General features: G+C 70.0%; 18 protein-coding genes. 9 read left to right on the forward strand and 9 right to left on the reverse strand.

The features are described from left to right. The first annotated feature begins 180 nt into the window (after positions 1-180). On the forward strand, positions 181-837 hold the full coding sequence (locus QSK39_RS10265) for a VanZ family protein (RefSeq protein ID WP_285477377.1): 657 nt from the start codon (positions 181-183) through the stop codon (positions 835-837). A gap of 173 nt (positions 838-1010) precedes the next feature. Further along, positions 1011-1745 (forward strand): GNAT family N-acetyltransferase, encoded by a 735-nt coding sequence (locus QSK39_RS10270; protein WP_285477378.1) that lies wholly within the window; start codon positions 1011-1013, stop codon positions 1743-1745. On the opposite strand, the gene arfB is transcribed toward QSK39_RS10270, so the two are convergent. The 6 genes from arfB to QSK39_RS10300 form a co-directional block, all read right to left on the reverse strand. Further along, a complete protein-coding gene (arfB, locus tag QSK39_RS10275) occupies positions 1742-2173 on the reverse strand; it encodes an alternative ribosome rescue aminoacyl-tRNA hydrolase ArfB (RefSeq protein WP_285477379.1) in 432 nt (143 codons plus the stop codon). The genes QSK39_RS10270 and arfB overlap by 4 nt on opposite strands. Positions 2174-2206: 33 nt before the next feature. After that, positions 2207-3277 carry a phosphoribosylformylglycinamidine cyclo-ligase gene (gene purM / locus QSK39_RS10280; protein WP_285477380.1) on the reverse strand — a complete coding sequence of 357 codons (1071 nt, stop codon included), beginning with the start codon at positions 3275-3277 and terminating at the stop codon, positions 2207-2209. A 31-nt stretch (positions 3278-3308) separates the two neighbouring features. Next, complete coding sequence (gene purF / locus QSK39_RS10285) at positions 3309-4835, reverse strand: amidophosphoribosyltransferase (protein ID WP_285477381.1); 1527 nt, start codon at positions 4833-4835, stop codon at positions 3309-3311. Positions 4836-4952: 117 nt separating this feature from the next. Further along, positions 4953-5258: a hypothetical protein gene (locus tag QSK39_RS10290; protein WP_284747291.1), complete on the reverse strand. Its 306-nt coding sequence runs from the start codon at positions 5256-5258 to the stop codon at positions 4953-4955. Further along, positions 5245-5484, reverse strand: coding sequence for a DUF397 domain-containing protein (locus QSK39_RS10295; RefSeq protein WP_285477382.1), 240 nt, complete (start codon positions 5482-5484; stop codon positions 5245-5247). Before QSK39_RS10295 ends, QSK39_RS10290 begins: the two co-directional genes overlap by 14 nt. 317 nt (positions 5485-5801) lie before the next feature. After that, the gene (locus QSK39_RS10300) at positions 5802-6680 is read right to left on the reverse strand and encodes a Sco1979 family transcriptional regulator (RefSeq protein ID WP_285477383.1); all 879 of its coding nucleotides are present in this window, start codon (positions 6678-6680) and stop codon (positions 5802-5804) included. A gap of 200 nt (positions 6681-6880) precedes the next feature. Here QSK39_RS10300 and QSK39_RS10305 point away from each other — a divergent pair, with 200 nt between their 5' ends. Further along, positions 6881-7678, forward strand: coding sequence for an SAM-dependent methyltransferase (locus QSK39_RS10305; protein ID WP_285477384.1), 798 nt, complete (start codon positions 6881-6883; stop codon positions 7676-7678). A 12-nt stretch (positions 7679-7690) separates the two neighbouring features. Here QSK39_RS10305 and QSK39_RS10310 read toward each other — a convergent pair whose 3' ends face one another. Then, complete coding sequence (locus tag QSK39_RS10310; RefSeq protein WP_284747288.1) at positions 7691-8071, reverse strand: sterol carrier family protein; 381 nt, start codon at positions 8069-8071, stop codon at positions 7691-7693. Between the two features lie 61 nt (positions 8072-8132). On the opposite strand from QSK39_RS10310, the gene QSK39_RS10315 reads away from it, so the two are divergent. The 5 genes from QSK39_RS10315 to QSK39_RS10335 all read left to right on the forward strand — a co-directional run bounded on the left by QSK39_RS10315 (position 8133) and on the right by QSK39_RS10335 (position 12940). Beyond that, positions 8133-8831 (forward strand): type VII secretion system-associated protein, encoded by a 699-nt coding sequence (locus tag QSK39_RS10315; protein WP_285477385.1) that lies wholly within the window; start codon positions 8133-8135, stop codon positions 8829-8831. Between the two features lie 99 nt (positions 8832-8930). After that, on the forward strand, positions 8931-9731 hold the full coding sequence (locus QSK39_RS10320; RefSeq protein WP_285477386.1) for a lysozyme: 801 nt from the start codon (positions 8931-8933) through the stop codon (positions 9729-9731). A 192-nt stretch (positions 9732-9923) separates the two neighbouring features. Next, complete coding sequence (locus tag QSK39_RS10325) at positions 9924-10793, forward strand: lysozyme (RefSeq protein WP_285477387.1); 870 nt, start codon at positions 9924-9926, stop codon at positions 10791-10793. Positions 10794-10965: 172 nt separating this feature from the next. After that, the gene (locus QSK39_RS10330) at positions 10966-11865 is read left to right on the forward strand and encodes a hypothetical protein (RefSeq protein ID WP_285477388.1); all 900 of its coding nucleotides are present in this window, start codon (positions 10966-10968) and stop codon (positions 11863-11865) included. A 4-nt stretch (positions 11866-11869) separates the two neighbouring features. After that, positions 11870-12940, forward strand: a complete 1071-nt coding sequence (locus QSK39_RS10335) for a pentapeptide repeat-containing protein (RefSeq protein WP_285477389.1) — start codon at positions 11870-11872, stop codon at positions 12938-12940. On the opposite strand, the gene QSK39_RS10340 is transcribed toward QSK39_RS10335, so the two are convergent. Next, complete coding sequence (locus QSK39_RS10340) at positions 12937-13857, reverse strand: NADP-dependent oxidoreductase (RefSeq protein WP_285477390.1); 921 nt, start codon at positions 13855-13857, stop codon at positions 12937-12939. The genes QSK39_RS10335 and QSK39_RS10340 overlap by 4 nt on opposite strands. 91 nt (positions 13858-13948) lie before the next feature. On the opposite strand from QSK39_RS10340, the gene QSK39_RS10345 reads away from it, so the two are divergent. Beyond that, positions 13949-14515, forward strand: coding sequence for a TetR/AcrR family transcriptional regulator (locus tag QSK39_RS10345; protein ID WP_285477391.1), 567 nt, complete (start codon positions 13949-13951; stop codon positions 14513-14515). Between the two features lie 45 nt (positions 14516-14560). On the opposite strand, the gene purL is transcribed toward QSK39_RS10345, so the two are convergent. After that, positions 14561-16867 carry a phosphoribosylformylglycinamidine synthase subunit PurL gene (gene purL / locus QSK39_RS10350; protein ID WP_502873253.1) on the reverse strand — a complete coding sequence of 769 codons (2307 nt, stop codon included), beginning with the start codon at positions 16865-16867 and terminating at the stop codon, positions 14561-14563. Between the last annotated feature and the right edge of the window lie 11 nt (positions 16868-16878).

Genomic DNA, 16878 nt, shown 5'->3' on the forward strand with positions numbered 1-16878 from the left:
AGGCTCCACTGTGGACGGTGCGCCTCCCGACCGAACCACGGGAACCTTCGTCGCGCCACCGGAAAGATCACCGAATAGTGCGGTCCGCTCGGACTGCCGAGTAGATCTCGTGATGCGAAGGTGATCTTGGGAGGGCCAACGCGCATCGAAGTTTCTTGAGGGGTTCGAGAAGGGAGGCGCATGGAAGCCCTGCTGCGCGCCTTCTGGGGGATGATTCCGGTTTCGGCCATCGCACTGCCGTACGCGCTGCTCGGCTGGCCACTGCTCGCCGCGCGTCGCCGCCGAAGACTTCCCGCCCGGTACGCGACCGCGACAGCCGGCGTCGACAGCGCCGCGTTCCTCGTCGCATTCCTGGTGTTGTGCCTGGTCACGATGCCCGTCGGCACGTCCGGCGAGAGCACGCTCGACCTCGTTCCCGGCGCCGACATCACCGCGGCCTTCGGCGACGACGGATCACTCTGGCAGGTGATCGGCAACGTCCTGCTGCTGTGCCCGCTCGGCGCGTTGCTGCCCTTGAGGATGCGCCGCCTGCGCACCCTGCTGCGGATCGCGCTGGCCGCGCTGGTCGCATCCGTGCTGGTGGAAGGTACGCAATATCTGATCCACACCGGCCGGGTGACCTCGACCGACGACGTCCTGCTGAACACGGCCGGCGCGACGCTCGGCGCGGCACTGAGCCGCCGCGGCTGGCGGGCCCTCGACCCGCCACCACCGGTGCCGGTGGTCATCCCGGCGCAACGCCGGACGGTCTGCGAGGCCCCGACGCTCCGGATGCGGGTCCCGCGCTCGGTCTGGGACACGCGGTACGCGGCCATCGCGCACCCCGACCGGCAGTAAACCGGTTGCCCACCATGCGAAAATGGTGGGTAAGAGTCCCTTTCGAGTCAAGGAATGACCGCCTATGCCTGGCGCCGCCCCCGGCGTCGGCCTCCGCTAGGCCCGACGCCCAGCGAACCACCCGCACTGAGCTGCGGTTCCTTGACGTGCTCTCGAAAGGGCTTCCACCAGCAATGTCTGCCATCCAGACGTATGTCCGCACGACGGCGCCTCGCGGCCGCGAGACCGAGCGGATCGGGCCGTTCCTGGCCACCTACTCACCGGACACTCAGCATCCGATGCTCAACTACGCGATCCCGGACGACGGCGCGCGGCCGTCGGCGGCCGAGATCGACGCGCTGACCGCGGCGTACCGGCGGCGGGGCCTGCTCCCGCGGCTGGAGTACTTCACCGACGCCGCCCCCGACCTGGAGAAACTCCTGGTCGGCGCGGGGTACGGGCTCGAGCGGCGGGTGCCGCTGATGACCTGCACGCCAGCCGACCGGGTCGACCGGACGGCTCCGGTGGGAATCCGGCTGCGCGCACCGGAGTCCGACGAAGACTTCCGGCGCATGCGAGCCGCGCAGAACATCGCGTTCGGCGAGGCACCGGAGATCGGCGACGCCGAGGTCGACCGGCTGAAGACCACCGGACGGCACGTCCTCGCGGAAGCCGACGGCGTGGTCGTCGGCGGCGGGGTCGCGCTCGACATCGTCGACGGCACCACCGAGGTCGCCGGAATCGCCGTGCTCGAGGCGTACCGGGGGCGCGGGATCGCCGCAGCGCTCACCGCGCACCTCACTCGCGAAGTCCACGAGGCCGGCGCGCACACCGCGTTCCTCACCCCGGGTGACCTGGGGATCGGCAACGTCTACGCCCGCGTCGGCTACCGGCCGGCCGGGGAGTGCGTGCACCTCTCGATGAGCTAATCGTTCAAGCGGCCGGAGCGGCCACGCTTCACGTCGCTCCGGCGCTTCTTCGACGCCAGGCGGCGCTCCTTCGAACCGCGAGACGGCTTCGTGGGGCGCCGCTTGGCCGGCGGCGGGGCCGACGCGTCGAGCAGCAGGTTCGCCAGGCGTCCGCGCGCGGCTTCACGGTTCTGCAGCTGGGAGCGGTGTTCGCTCGCCGCGATCGTCAGGACGCCGTCGACCAGCCGGGCGCCGAGCCCGGCCAGCACCCGGTCCCGCAGGTGGTCCGGGATCGACGGCGAACCGGCGACGTCGAAGGACAGCTCGACCCGCGAATCCGTGGTGTTGACGCCCTGGCCGCCCGGGCCGGACGACCGCGAAAAGCGTTCGTTCAGCTCGGCTCCCGGGATCGTGAACCGGGAGCCGATCACCACGTCTCCGGCTGCCATGACACCAGTGTGACAGCCGCGATCAACCGCGTTTCAGAACCGCGGGTGGTCGCCCGAAAGCACGGCGCGCGGGCCGTCGACGTCTTCGGCGGGCTGGACGTCGCCCAGCACCCACGCCGGCAGGTGCCGCGCGGTCAGCATGGCCAGCGCCCGGTCGACGTCCTCGGCGCCGACGATCGCGACCATGCCGACACCCATGTTGAACGTCTTCTCCAGCTCGGCCAGCTCGACCTTGCCGCGCTGGCCGATCAGCGCGAACACCGGCGCCGGCGACCAGGTACCGCGCTCGAGCCGGGCGACCAGGCCACGCGGCATGACGCGCGCCAGGTTCGCCTCCAGGCCACCGCCGGTGATGTGCGCGAACGTCCGGACCTCGGTCTCGGCCGCGAGCGCGAGGCAGTCCTTGGCGTAGATCCGCGTCGGCTCCAGCAGCTCCTCGCCGAGGGTGCGGCCGAACTCCTCGACGTGCCCGCCGAGCGGCATCCGCGCGATGTCCAGCAGCACGTGCCGGGCCAGGGAATAGCCGTTCGAGTGCAGGCCCGACGAGCCGAGCGCGAGCACGACGTCGCCCGGGCGGACCTTCTCCGGCGAAAGCAGCTGGGACGCCTCGACGACGCCGACGCCGGTGGCCGACATGTCGTAGTCGTGCTCGCCCATCAGGCCGGGGTGCTCGGCGGTCTCGCCGCCCAGCAGCGCGCAGCCGGCCTGGACGCAGCCTTCGGCGATGCCGCCGACCAGCGCGGCGATCTTCTCCGGGTGCACCTTGCCGACGGCGATGTAGTCCTGCAGGAACAGCGGCTCGGCGCCGGTCACGACGAGGTCGTCGACGACCATGGCGACCAGGTCGATGCCGACCGTGTCGTGCTTGTCCAGCGCCTGCGCGACCGCGATCTTGGTGCCGACGCCGTCGGTCGAGGACGCGAGCACCGGCTCCTTCCACTTGTCGAGCTTCAGGGAGAAGAGCCCGGCGAAACCGCCGACGCCACCCATCACCTCGGGGCGCGTGGCCCGCTCGGCGTGCGGTTTGAGCAGCTCGACGGCCTGGTCGCCGGCGTCGATGCTGACGCCGGCGGCTGCGTACGTGGCGCTCGTGGACTCGCTCACGGTGGAAGGACTCCCTACTGGAAGGAACTGCTTAGGGACGCCGGACGGCGTCTTCGGCACCGTACCCGGCGGAGCTGACCGGGGTTGCCGCGCCATTGACCGAGTCGAGGCTTTCGAGCAGGTGCTTCCCGATCAGCGCGTCCTCCGGCAGCGGGATCGGGTACTCGCCGGAGAAGCACGCCGTGCACAGCCGCGACTTCGGCTGCTCCGTGGCCGCGACCAGGCCGTCCAGGGAAATGTAGCCCAGCGAGTCGGCCCCGATCGAGCGCCGGATGCCGTCGAGGTCGACGCCGTTCGCGACGAGCTCGGCCCGCGACGCGAAGTCGATGCCGTAGAAGCACGGCCAGCGCACGGGCGGCGACGCGATCCGGACGTGCACCTCGAGCGCGCCGGCCTCCCGCAGCATCCGGACGAGGGCGCGCTGGGTGTTGCCGCGGACGATGGAGTCGTCCACCACGACCAGGCGCTTGCCGCGGATGACGTCGCGCAGCGGGTTCAGCTTGAGCCGGATGCCCAGCTGGCGGATGGTCTGCGACGGCTGGATGAACGTGCGCCCGACGTAGGCGTTCTTCACCAGGCCGGTGCCGTACGGGATGCCGGAGCCCTGGGCGTAGCCGATGGCGGCCGGCGTGCCGGACTCCGGCACCGGCATCACCAGGTCGGCCTCGACCGGCTGCTCGTGCGCCAGGCGGCGGCCGATCTCGACGCGGGTGGCGTGCACGCCGCGGCCGGCGATCGTGGTGTCGGGGCGGGCGAGGTAGACGTACTCGAAGACGCAGCCCTTGGGGTCCGGGCTCGCGAACCGGGAGGAGCGCAGGCCTTCGGCGTCGATGGCGATGAGCTCGCCGGGCTCGACCTCGCGGACGAAGGACGCGCCGACGATGTCGAGGCCCGCCGTCTCGCTCGAGACGACCCAGCCGCGCTCGAGCCGGCCGAGCACGAGCGGGTGCACGCCGTGCGGGTCACGCGCCGCGTAGAGCGTGTTCTCGTCGGCGAAGACCAGGCAGAAGGCGCCCTTGAGCGTGGGCAGCAGCTCCATCGCGGCGGCTTCGATGCCCTTGTCGGCGGCGTTCGCCGCGAGCAGGCCGCAGACCAGGTCCGAGTCGCTCGACGAGCCGGTCAGGCCCGCGTGCGGCTTGAGCCCGGCGGCGATGGTGCGCTCGCGCAGCTCCGCCGTGTTGACGAGGTTGCCGTTGTGCGCGAAGGAAAGGCCGCTGCCGGTCTCCGTGGTGCGGAAGATCGGCTGGGCGTTCTCCCAGATCGTGGCGCCGGTGGTCGAGTACCGGCAGTGCCCGACGGCGATGTGCCCCTGCAGCGACTGCAGGATCTGCTCGTCGAACACCTGGCTGACCAGGCCGAGGTCCTTGAAGACCACGATCTGCGAGCCATCGGAGACGGAGATGCCGGCGGCCTCCTGGCCCCGGTGCTGCAGGGCGTAGAGGCCGTAGTAGGTCAGCTTCGCGACTTCTTCCCCGGGAGCCCAGACGCCGAAGACGCCACACTCCTCACGGGGTTCCGGTTCGGGCTGGTCGGACACGACTTGCGGGTCGGAAACCACCGAGGAGCTCCTGGGAAGACGTGGTCAGGCCGGTTTCAGTGTAGACGGTGCGGACATGAGTCAGGCCCCGCCCGACGTGGTACTGACCACTTCGGACAGGGCCTGAAGTCTTCCTGCCTAGCAAGCATCCGGCAGCGCGAGGATCTCCGTGAGCACCTGGGCGCCTTCACCGCGGCGGCGCCACAACCAGCGCTCCGGTTCGAAGATGTTCTCTTCGGTGCCGGGCATCCGGGTCGCCTCGACGTCGTCTTCGGCGTTGAGCCGGACCACGTCCACCACGTCGTCGTGCACTCGCACGCCGACGACGGCGAGCACTTCACCGCGCTCGTCGGCGGGGTGGACGAACTGGTAGCCGCGAGCCACCAGTTCCTGCAGTCCGGTTTCGATGTCGAAGACGGGGGCGACGGCCTCAGCCGAGGACATCGTCGAACTCGCCGTCCTTGGCGCCGGCCAGGAAGGCCGCCATCTCCGCGCGCGTGTAGACGAGCGCCGGGCCGGTCGGGAAACGCGAGTTGCGCATCGCGATCTCGCCGGTGGCCAGCGGTGCGACCTCGACGCAGTTGCCGACCGAACCGCTGTAGCTTGCCTTGCGCCATGCGGCCCCGGACAGCCGATCGGCCGGGATGCCGTTCTCGAATCGCTCAGCCATGGTCCCACCTCTCGATGCGGAAAAGCTTCCGGGCAGCGCATCTGCATGTGCATTTGCCCGCGTATCGGAGGCTAGCACGTGTGCCTGCAACGGTAAATGCACGTGCAGAATTTCTTGCAAAGTTCTCGGACGGTAAGAGATCACCAGGTCACGGTTAACCTAACGGGTGATCCTTAGGGCCCCTAATGGGTTAACAACTACGAGTAGTTACCGCTCATCGGGGCATCGTCGAGAGCCACTGACGGACCGCGGAAACCGACGGTGACCACTCACCGGACACACGTCGGCGCCGGCGAGCCGGTTCACCAGGGACGTTCTCAGATCTCCGCGCGCCGCTTCGCCAGCAGGGCGCGGCTCCGCTCCGGCGTCTCGGCGTCGACGGCCAGCATGTCGAGCGAGCGGCTGTACTTCTCGATTTCTTCGCGCTTCTCGATGTAGTGCGCGCCGGTCAGGTACTCGACGTAGGCGATGTTCGGCAGTTCCGGTTCGCCGAACCGCAGCAGCGAGAACGCGTGCTCGGCGGACAGCCCACTGCGGGAGAACGGGAGTATCTGCACCGACACGTGCGGCAGCGCGCTCATCTCCAGCAGGTATTCGATCTGCTGCTTGAGCACCTTCATCCCGCCGATCGGCCGGTGCAGGACGGACTCGTCGAGCACCATCCACACCCGGGGCGCGTCCGGCCTGCTGAACATCTTCTGCCGCCGCATGCGCAGCGCGACCAGCTGGTCGACGCGCTCGTCGGCCATCTCCGGGCGGCCGTGGCTGAAGATCGCTCGCGCGTACCCCTCGATCTGCAGCAGCCCCGAGACGTACAGCGGCTCCCAGATCTGGATTCGCGCGGCGGCTTCTTCGAGGCCGACGAGGTCGGTGAACCAGTTCGGCATCGTGTCGCCGAAGCGCCGCCACCAGCCCGGCTCGTTCGACTGCTTGACCATGTCGAGGAACGTCTGGCGCTCGGTCGAGTCCTCGACGCCGTACATCGTCAGCAGGTCGGTGACGTCGCGTTCCTTGAAGCCGACCCGGCCCAGTTCCAGGCGGCTGATCTTCGACTCGGACCCGCGGATGTTGTACCCGGCCTGCTGGCGGGTGATGCCGGCCTCTTCACGGAGCCGCCTCAGCTGCGAGCCCAGGATCATGCGGCGCGCAGTGGGGCCGATGTTCTGTTCTCCTGCGGACGCGTTCACCGCGTTCATTACCGGACCTTCCGCGCTCACGTCACCAGGGGGTTCTAGCCCGACTACCGAAAGTACACGTTAACCCGTCCTGCGCAAAGAGGTGACCCGGTTTACCCCATGCGCGCGTCGGCCTACTCTACGTAGAGTACGAGACTTTCGACACAGAACTTGCGAGGTTCAAGATGCCCGACGCCGCGACCCGGACCGAACGAGTTCCCGTGGGGGTCGACCCGACCCGAGCGAGCATCGCGCGCGTGTACGACGCCTTCCTGCTCGGGAAGGACAACTACGAGATCGACCGGGAGGTCCTGCACAAGGTGCAGCAGGCCGCGCCGGAGGCGCAGGACCTCGCGTTCGAAAACCGCGGTTTCCTCATCCGGGCCTGCCGGTTCCTCGCCAGCCAGACCGGCATCACGCAGTTCCTCGACCTCGGCTCCGGCCTCCCGACCGCCGAGAACACCCACCAGGTCGTCCAGCGGATCAACCCGGAGACCCGGGTCGTCTACGTCGACAACGACCCCGTCGTCCTCGCCCACGGCCGCGCGCTGCTGGAAGAGAACGAGCACACGCACTTCGTCGCGGAGGACATCTTCGAGCCGCAGCGGATCCTCCAGAACGAGGTCGTCCGCGAGCACATCGACTTCACGCAGCCGCTCGTGCTGCTGCAGATGGGCACCCTGCACCACTTCAAGGGCGACCCCGACCGGCCGGCCGAGATCATGCGGGAGTACGTCGACGCGCTGCCGTCCGGCTCCTTCGTCGGGCTCAGCCACTTCTCCGACCCGGAGAACGAGGACTCCGCGACCGCGCGCCGCATGGAGGACTTCTTCCTGCACAGCCCGATGGGGTCCGGCACGTTCCGGACGCAGAAGGAGATCGAGGGGCTGTTCCCCGGCCTCGAAATGGTCGACCCCGGCGTGACGCTGTGCGCCGACTGGTGGCCGGACGGCCCGCGCCTCAAGGAGCTCAACGTCGCGCAGCGGACCATCTCCGGCGGCGTCGGCCGCAAGCCGTAGGCACCCTGTCCGTCACAGGCGGACGATGGGGAGCCAGTGGGAAAGGTCGGCCCGGGTGCCCGACGCGGACACCCGGCCGTCCGCCACCGCCGTGGTCCAGTCCAGCCGGCCGGTGGCCAGTTCCAGCCACGTGCGCGGGTCGGTCTCGATCACGTTCGGCGGTGTGCCGCGCGTGTGCCGCGGGCCGTCCACGCACTGCACCGCCGCGAACGGCGGCACGCGGACCTCGACCGTGCGGCCCGGCGCGTCGGCCGCGAGCGCGCGCAGGCTGAGCCGGACCGCCGCGGCCAGCTCCGGTCGCGCCGGATCGGGTGCGTCGCCTTGCAGCCACGCGGAAATCGCCAGCACCGCCGCACGTAACTGTCCGGGGTCGACCGAACGCGAAGAGGCCATGGGCAAACAGTAGAGTGGCGCACCAAGAGTTTTCAGGCACACCCGAGAACGTGGGGATGAGATGGCGCAGCGGGACGAGGCGGATCGGATGGTTTCGCAGCAGCCCACCGGAAGCGGGCCCGATCGCCCCGGCAAGCACAGCAAGCACAACCGGGCCGCGCGGCGCGGCGGCCAGCAGGCCAGGCGCTCCGGCAAGCACGGCACACCCGAGATCACCGCGGAGATGCGGGCGAACGCCCGCGCCAACCCGGACAGCTGGCTCTACGTCATCGACGAGGCCTTCGACCCGAACGGCCCGGTGCCGTCGTGGGCGGTCGTCGGGGCCTACCCGGTGAACGGCGCGGGCGACGTCGTCGCCGACTTCCACCCCAACGATCGCTACCGGCCCTCGCCCAAGGCGCTCGGCTTCCCGGAGCCGTCGAACGACCTCGAGCAGCTGCTGCAGCTCGTCCGCACCGAGCACCGGCCGCCTTCGGACCTGCCGAAGGTCGTCCTCGACTCGACGCTGTTCGTCTACGCGATGTCGCCGGTGCAGCGCACCGTGATCGGCTTCCACAACACCGACGGCCGGGTCATGGTGCCGGCCTACACCCGCAAGGCACTGGTGCCACGCGAGTGGCCGCACGCCCGCGCCGTGGTCGGCCGCGACATCGTCAGCCTGCTCGGCGGGCACCCCGTCGCGATCAACCCGCACGACCTGATCACGGCCGTCGTCCCGGCCGAGCATCTCCTCAAGGCGCTGGCCGACGAAGCGCGCTGACCTGCGGGTTTAACCCCATCGAGTGACCACCCGAGTCGCCGGATCGGCGACTCGGGTGCATCGTGAGGCTGGACAAGACTCACGAGACCGGTGGGGAGCATGAGGGTGAACCGTCGTCTACTGCTTCCCTTTGCCGCCGCCGTCCTGCTCGTCGCCGGCCAGGCTCCGGCGCGGGCCGACGACATCTACGCGGGCGCCGAAGACCACTTCGCCGGTTCGCAGATCGCGAAGGTCGAAGGCATCGACGCCGCGCCCGGCGTGCAGTACGCGACCGACGACCAGCAGCTCGGGCACGACGTCAGCGGCCACCAGGGCCCGGTCGACTGGCCCGGCGCCGCGCGGACGGGCGCGAAGTTCGTCTACGTCAAGGCGACCGAGGGCACCGGGTTCGTCAACCCGCAGTTCGCCCAGCAGTACAACGGTTCCTACGCCGCCGGCCTGATCCGCGGCGCCTACCACTTCGCCCGGCCGGACGTCTCCGACGGCGCGTCGCAGGCGCGGTACTTCCTCGCCCACGGCGGCGGCTGGTCGGCCGACGGCCGGACCCTGCCCGGCGCGCTCGACGCGGAGTACAACCCGTACGGCGAAACCTGTTACGGCAAGGACGCCGCCGGGATGGTCCGCTGGATCAGCGACTTTTCCGAGACCTACCGCGCGGCCACCGGCCGCTACCCGACGATCTACACGTCGACGAGCTGGTGGAAGCGCTGCACCGCGAACAACGGTGGTTTCGGCGGGAATCCGTTGTGGATCGCCCGCTACAACACGTTTATCGGCGAGCTGCCCGCCGGCTGGAGCATCCACACGATCTGGCAGTTCGCCGACCGCGGTTCCCTGCCCGGCGACCAGAACTGGTTCAACGGCCCGGCCGACCGGTTGCTGGCCCTCGCGCTGGGCTGAACGGCCCACCGGTCGAGTAATAGGTGTTAACCAGTCACCAATTGAAGATCGACTTCCCGGGAAAATCACCCACGCGTATACCCAATTTCACGGAACTGAGTGACAAACGGGCATCTCGTCCGCACAATCGTGCACGGGCGGCTACCTGCAGTAAGCCGTCCTCAGCGAGGGTATCTGTGAAGGGATTCAACGATGTCCACTTCCCGAAGAGGGCGGCTGATCGCCGCCCTGGTCGTCCCGGCCACGCTGCTCCTGCTCGGCAGCACCGCCCAGGCGACGACCTTCTCCCCCGAAGTCGACCCCGTGGCCGCGATCAACGCGGACATCGCACAGCACAACCACGAACTCGGGTCGCAGATCCGGCGCGTCGAAGGTGACAAGTCGACCCCGGACACGCAGAAGGCGGCGCAGCAGCCGCAGCCCGGCCAGGCCATCCCGGGCCAGGTGCTGGCCACCGTGGCCGGCATGGACGTCGCGAGCTACCAGGGCAACGTCGACTGGGCGAACTGGTGGAACCAGGGCAAGCGGTTCGTCTGGACCAAGGCCACGGAGAGCACCAGCTACACGAACCCGTACTTCGCCCAGCAGTACAACGGCTCCTACAACCAGGGCTTCATCCGCGGCGCCTACCACTTCGCGACCCCGAACACCGCGAGCGGCGCGGCGCAGGCGCGGTACTTCGTCGCCCACGGCGGCGGCTGGTCGAAGGACGGCAAGACGCTGCCCGGGGCGCTGGACATGGAGTACAACCCGTACGGCGCGACCTGCTACGGGCTGAGCAAGGCCGGGATGACGTCGTGGATCCTCGACTTCCACGACACCTACCACTCCCTGACCGGCCGCTACCCGGTGATCTACACGTCGACGAGCTGGTGGAGCAGCTGCGTGAGCGGTGACTTCTCCAGCACGGCCCCGCTGTGGGTCGCGCGGTACGCGTCGTCGGTCGGCACCCTGCCCTACAACTGGGGCTTCTACACCGTTTGGCAGTACACCTCGAGCCCGCTCGACCAGGACACCTTCAACGGTGCCTACGACCGGCTCCAGGCCCTCGCCACCGGCTGACCCGCACCCCGGCTCCCGGTTCGTGACGAGTTCGCGTCGTCCGACCCGGGAGCCGGTTTCATGCCGTACCGTCCGAGCTTGCAGAATGCTGCTCACCACGTCCTGGGGGAACCACACGGGCCTTGCGGACGTCGGAAGCGCACGAACACCCAGCGCCCGGAAGGCATGAAAGATGACTTACCCGCCTCAGCCGGGCCAGCCCGGCCAGCCCGACCCGTACGGCCAGCAGCCCCACTCCGGTGGCTTCCAGCAGCAGCCGTACCCGCAGCAGGGTGGGTGGGACCCCAACCAGCAGCAGCAACAGCCGTACCCGACGCAGCAGTACCCGCAGGGCTGGGACCCGAACCAGCAGCAGCAGGGCTACCCGTCGGGTGGCTTCCCGGCGAGCCAGCCGCCGCAGTGGGGTGACCCGAACGCCCAGCAGCAGCAGGCGTGGGCGGACCCGAACGCGCAGCAGTACGGCCAGCAGGCCTGGGACCCGAACCAGGGCGGGCAGATGTCGGGCTGGGACCAGTCCGGGGGCTACGGCCAGGGCTTCGGCGGGCCGCCGGCGCCGCCGAAGCAGGGCAAGACCGGGCTGTGGATCACCATCGGCGCCGTGGTCGTCCTGCTCGCCGCCGTGGGCATCACCGGTTTCGTCGCGCCCGGCTTCTTCCTGTCGAAGGACGACAACAACGTCGCGGCCCCGCCGTCGTCGAGCACGTCGGCCAAGCCCTCGACGCCGAAGTCCACCACGAAGAAGACCCCGACGACGACCAGCAAGCCGCCGTCCTCGGGTGGTGGCGCGGACGCGAAGGTCGTGCTGCAGGGTTTCATCGACAAGCTGAACGCGGGCGACACCCCCGGCGCGCTCGCGCTGGGCTGCTCGGACTCCAAGGACCTGCTCGACTCGTGGCTCAAGACGTTCCTCAAGCCGCCGCTGCAGCTGACGCTCGGCGACGTGCCGGACGACGAGTTCCTCGTCGAGGGCCAGGTCACCGGGACGTCCGCGGGCAAGAACGTCAAGGGCACGCTGAGCGCGACGAACTTCGACGACAAGGGCTTCTGCGTCAGCACGATGCTGGTGTCCTGACCCGGTGAAGCTGTGGCGATCGCCGCTGGCGTGGACGTTCCTCGCGTCGGTGGTGCTGCTGGCGGGGGTCGGCGGCTGGCTGCTGTCCGACCCCGCCACCAGCCGCAGTGACGCGCTGAAGACCGGCGGCCTCGCCGGCGGCGCGATCGTGGCGCTGTACGCGCTGTGGCTGAACGACCGGCGCCGCCGGGTCGAGGAACGCCGCCAGGACATCGAGCGGCAGCGGCACGAACTCGAGTCGCAGCGCGCCGAACTGGACCGCGAACGGGTGGCCGACGAGCGGTTCGCGAAGGCGGTCGAGCTGCTCGGGCACGCGGCCGACCAGGTGCGCGTGGGGGCGATGCACGCGTTGGCGGGGCTGGCGCGCAGCCGGCCGGCCTACACCCAGACCGTGCTGGACGTGCTGTGTTCGTACTTGCGGCGGCCGTTCCAGCGGCCCTCCGCAGACGCCGACGCCGATCCGGAGTCGGAGCGCGAACTGACGGTCCGGCTCACGGCCCAGCGGCTGGTCGCCGACCTCCTCCCCGCCCGCGACGCCGAAGGCCCGGCGTACGACCTGGACCTGACCGGCGCGACACTCGAATATTTCGACCTTTCGGGCAAGCTCGTCGGCGGTCTTCTGCTGCGGTACGCGTCCTTGTACAGCAGCACGAACCTCAGCGGCTGCCGTTTCAAGGGCCGGGTGTACTTCACCGCCGCGGGCACCGGTCCGGGCCGGCTGCTGGGTTACTTCCGGTGCCGTGGCGCGGTTTTCGAAAGTCACGCCTGGTTCAGCGGAACGACGTTCGCCGAGGGCGTCGAGTTCACGGACACGACGTTCGCCGGGAGGACGACCTTCAAGGACGCGAAGTTCGAGAAGGACGCCGAGTTCACCGGCGTGGCCGTGACCTGTGAAATCGACTTGCGGCGGACACGCTTCGAGGGCCAGACCGACTTGCGGTTCGCGTCGCTGCCGGACTCGGTTTCGCTGTACAACACGCGCGTCCGGTCCGAAAAGGACGTTCGGCTCCCGGCTGGGTGGAAGCAAGAAGAGCTTCGCGACGGCGAGTCCCGGATCGTCGCCGAAGCCGGTTAGAGCACCAGGACGAGCTTGCCGCGGGCGCGCCCCGACTGGCTCAGCTCGACGGCCGCGCGCCAGTCTTCGAGCGGGAACGTGCGGGCCACCGGGACGGAGAAGCGCCCTTCGGCGGCCGATTGCGCGTACTCGCCGATCACTTCGGGGCGTACCACGCCTTCCCCGCCCGGGCCGCTGAACCGCACGCCCAGCTCGCGTGCCGTGGCGAAGTCGCTGAGGGTCAGTACGTGCTTCGGCGTCTCGACCGTGGCTATGAGCCGCGGCAGCGCGCCGCTGACCGGCGCGGCGTCGAGGGCGAGGTCCACCGGGCCGCCCGCGATTTCCCGGACGCGCTCGGCCATGCCGTCGCCGTACCCGGTGACCTCGGCACCGATCGCGCGCAGGGCATCGGCGTGGGTTTCCCCGGCGGTGGCGATGACGCGGGCCCCGCGTCCGACGGCGATCTGCGTCGCGGCGTAGCCGACGGTCGTGCCCGCGCCGTGGACGAGGACGGTCGCGCCCGCGTGCACGCCGAGGGTGTCCACGCCCCGGTAAGCCGTCTCGACGGCCATCGGCAGGGCGGCGGCTCGTACCGCGTCGAGTCCTTGGGGTCGCTCGAACCAGACGTCGAGGAGCGCCTGGCCGGACGCGCCGGCGGTGGGGCCGGTGAAGGGCGCCGGGCCGAGGACATCGTCCCCGATCTCGACGCCGGTGACGCCGTCGCCGAGGGCGTCGACCGTGCCGGCCACCTCGAGCCCGACGCCGCGCGGCAGGTCGCCGGCGAAGAGCCCGTCACAGAGGGCCCAGTCGGCCGGGTTGAGCCCGCAGGCCTGGACGGCGACCCGGATCTGGCCTGGTCCGGGCGTGGGCGAGTCGGTGTCTTCGAGGGTCAGGACGTCGAGCGGAGCGCCGTACTCGTGGAACCGGAGGGTGCGCATGGAGTCTCCTCGGGGAGTGATGACAACAGATGCTGTCGTCACTCACGCTACCAGAGTGACGACAGCATCTGCTGTCGCTAAGCTGGCGGGCATGGCTCGCTGGGAAGGCAACGCACGCGGCCGGCTCGAGCAGGCGGCGCTGGACCTGTTCACCGAGCAGGGCTACGACCGCACGACGGTCGCCCAGATCGCCCGGCGCGCGAATCTCACGGAGAGGTCGTTCTACCGCTGGTTCAGCGACAAGCGCGAGGTCCTGTTCGGCGACGACGAGCTGGTCTCACGGTTCACCGCCGAGATCGCCGCGGTTCCCGCGGGGACGGGCGCGTTGCCGACCCTGCTGGCGGCGTTCGCGAGCGCACCAGAGGTGTTCCGGCCACGCGAGTTCCTCCGCGAGCGGGCGGCGGTGGTCGCGGCGAACCCGCCGTTGCGGGAACGCGAGCTGATCAAGGCGACGAACCTGTCGGCAGCGCTGGTGTCGGCGCTGGCGGACCGGGGGTGCGACCCGCAGACGGCACGGCTGGCGACGGACGTCGGGTTGGCGGTGCTGCGGCTGGCGAGTGCGCGGTGGGTGGTCGAGGAGAACGCCGACTTCCGCCGGCTGCTCGCGGAGGGAGCGGCGGAGGTGCTCGCGATCGCTTCGGACGTCGGCGGCGGCTAAGCGACGGCGGCACGGTCCCGGGACCGTGCCGCCGTCGCCCGCAGCTCAGCCGAACAGGGCCGGGAGCGTCTTCTCCCAGGTCTCACGCAGCTCGTCCAGGGTGAACTCCGTGATGCCCTGCAGCTCCAGCGTTCCCGAATCCGGGTCCACCACGCCCGTCTTCCGCCACGGCAACCCGCGCGCCGTGCACATCTCCGTGAAGCGCAGCTCCTCCGTGCGCGGGACCGCCACCAGCACCCGGCCCGCCGACTCGGAGAACAGCTGGACGAACGGGTCCTGCCCGTCGTCGAGGAACACCCGCGCGCCGCACTGTCCGATGAGGACCGTCTCGACCAGCGTCTGGATCAGGCCGCCGTCGGACAGGTCGTGCGCCGCCGAGATCATGCCGTCGCGGGAGCCCGCCACCAGGATCTCGCCCAGCAGCTTCTCGCGGGCGAGATCCACGCGCGGGGGCACGCCGCCGAGGTGGCTGTGGAGCTCGCGGGCCCACGCCGAACCGTCCAGCTCGTCGTGCGTTTCGCCCAGCAGCAGCAGGGTTTCGCCCGCCTCCGCGCCGATGCCCGTCGGGATGCGGCGGGTCACGTCGTCGATCACGCCGAGGACGCCGATCACCGGCGTCGGCAGGATCGCCGTCGACCCCGTCTGGTTGAAGAAGCTCACGTTGCCGCCCGTCACCGGGATGCCGAGCTCGACGCAGCCGTCCGCGAGACCGTGCACCGCCTGCTCGAACTGCCACATCACGCCCGGGTCGGTCGGGGCGCCGAAGTTCAGGCAGTCCGACACCGCCACCGGCGTCGCGCCGCCCGTCGCCACGTTGCGGTACGCCTCCGCCAGCGCGAGCTGCGCGCCGCGGTACGGGTCGAGGTAGACGAACTTGCTGTTGCAGTCCGTCGCCACCGACACGCCGCGGCCACTCGACTCGTCGATCCGGATCATGCCCGAGTCGGACGGCTGCGACAGCACGGAGTTACCGCGCACGTAACGGTCGTACTGCGACGTCACCCATTCCTTCGAAGCCTGGTTGGGCGAAGAAATAAGACGAAGCACGTCCGCGCGCAGTTCGTCCGAAGTGGACGGACGTGGCAACTTGTCGGAAGTGTCGGCGATCAGCGCGTCCTGAGTGGACGGACGCTCGATCGGCCGGTCGTACACCGGTCCCTGGTGCGCCACCGTGTGCGCCGGGACGTCGACGACGACCTCGTCGTTCCAGGTGATCACCAGGTGCTCGCCGTCGGTGACCTCACCGATGTCGGTGGCGATGACGTCCCACTTGCGGCAGACCGCCATGAACGCCTCGACGTTCTCCGGCGAGACGACGGCGCACATGCGCTCCTGCGACTCGCTCGAAAGCACCTCCGCCGGCGTCATCCCGGTGGCGCGCAACGGAACGCGGTCGAGGTAGATGTGCATGCCGCCGTCGCCGGCCGCGGCCAGCTCGGACGTCGCGCAGGAGAGCCCGGCGCCGCCGAGGTCCTGGATGCCGACGACCAGCTTCTGCTCGAACAGCTCGAGGCAGCACTCGATGAGCACCTTCTCGGTGAACGGGTCGCCGACCTGGACGCTCGGCAGCTTCTTGCGGCCACCCGACGACTCGTCACCCGAAAAGGTGTCACTCGCCAGGACGGAGACGCCGCCGATGCCGTCGAGGCCGGTGCGCGCGCCGAACAGGATGATCTTGTTGCCGGTGCCGGACGCGAAGGCCAGGTGCAGGTCCTCGACGCGCATCGCGCCGACGCACAGCGCGTTGACCAGCGGGTTGCCGGCGTAGGACGGGTCGAACACGAGCTCGCCGCCGACGTTGGGCAGGCCGAGGCAGTTGCCGTAGCCGCCGACACCGGCGACGACGCCGGGCAGCACGCGCTTGGTGTCGGGGGCGTCGGCCGGGCCGAAGCGCAGCGCGTCCGAGACCGCGAGCGGCCGCGCGCCCATCGCCATGATGTCGCGGACGATGCCGCCGACGCCGGTCGCGGCGCCCTGGTACGGCTCCACATAGGACGGGTGGTTGTGGCTCTCCACCTTGAAGGTGACCGCCCAGCCCTCGCCGATGTCGACGACGCCCGCGTTCTCACCGATGCCGGCCAGCATCTTGGCCTTCATCTCGTCGGTGGCGGTCTCCCCGAAGTAGCGCAGGTGCTTCTTCGACGACTTGTAGGAGCAGTGCTCGCTCCACATCACCGAGTACATGGCCAGCTCGGCGTCGGTGGGCCGGCGGCCGAGGATTTCCCGGATGCGGGCGTACTCGTCGTCGGCGAGCCCGAGCTCGCGATACGGCTGGGTGTGGTCCGGGGTCGCCCCGGCGCGCTCGGTGGTGTCAACGGTGCTGGTCACGGTGTCCGTGTCAGGGTTCGCCACGGCCGCCAGGA

Origin of the sequence: Amycolatopsis sp. NBRC 101858 (assembly GCF_030269325.1) — a bacterium.
Lineage (GTDB): Bacteria > Actinomycetota > Actinomycetes > Mycobacteriales > Pseudonocardiaceae > Amycolatopsis > Amycolatopsis ponsaeliensis.

Excerpts from the sequence above, each read along its gene's own strand:
- QSK39_RS10320 (WP_285477386.1), top strand. The coding sequence starts at position 8,931 with ATGAGGGTGAACCGTCGTCTACTGCTTCCCTTTGCCGCCGCCGTCCTG.
- QSK39_RS10315 (WP_285477385.1), top strand. The coding sequence starts at position 8,133 with ATGGCGCAGCGGGACGAGGCGGATCGGATGGTTTCGCAGCAGCCCACC.
- QSK39_RS10270 (WP_285477378.1), top strand. The coding sequence starts at position 1,011 with ATGTCTGCCATCCAGACGTATGTCCGCACGACGGCGCCTCGCGGCCGC.
- QSK39_RS10290 (WP_284747291.1), bottom strand. The coding sequence starts at position 5,258 with ATGTCCTCGGCTGAGGCCGTCGCCCCCGTCTTCGACATCGAAACCGGA.
- QSK39_RS10325 (WP_285477387.1), top strand. The coding sequence starts at position 9,924 with ATGTCCACTTCCCGAAGAGGGCGGCTGATCGCCGCCCTGGTCGTCCCG.
- QSK39_RS10345 (WP_285477391.1), top strand. The coding sequence starts at position 13,949 with ATGGCTCGCTGGGAAGGCAACGCACGCGGCCGGCTCGAGCAGGCGGCG.
- QSK39_RS10295 (WP_285477382.1), bottom strand. The coding sequence starts at position 5,484 with ATGGCTGAGCGATTCGAGAACGGCATCCCGGCCGATCGGCTGTCCGGG.
- QSK39_RS10310 (WP_284747288.1), bottom strand. The coding sequence starts at position 8,071 with ATGGCCTCTTCGCGTTCGGTCGACCCCGGACAGTTACGTGCGGCGGTG.
- QSK39_RS10330 (WP_285477388.1), top strand. The coding sequence starts at position 10,966 with ATGACTTACCCGCCTCAGCCGGGCCAGCCCGGCCAGCCCGACCCGTAC.
- QSK39_RS10340 (WP_285477390.1), bottom strand. The coding sequence starts at position 13,857 with ATGCGCACCCTCCGGTTCCACGAGTACGGCGCTCCGCTCGACGTCCTG.
- QSK39_RS10300 (WP_285477383.1), bottom strand. The coding sequence starts at position 6,680 with ATGAACGCGGTGAACGCGTCCGCAGGAGAACAGAACATCGGCCCCACT.
- QSK39_RS10265 (WP_285477377.1), top strand. The coding sequence starts at position 181 with ATGGAAGCCCTGCTGCGCGCCTTCTGGGGGATGATTCCGGTTTCGGCC.
- arfB (WP_285477379.1), bottom strand. The coding sequence starts at position 2,173 with ATGGCAGCCGGAGACGTGGTGATCGGCTCCCGGTTCACGATCCCGGGA.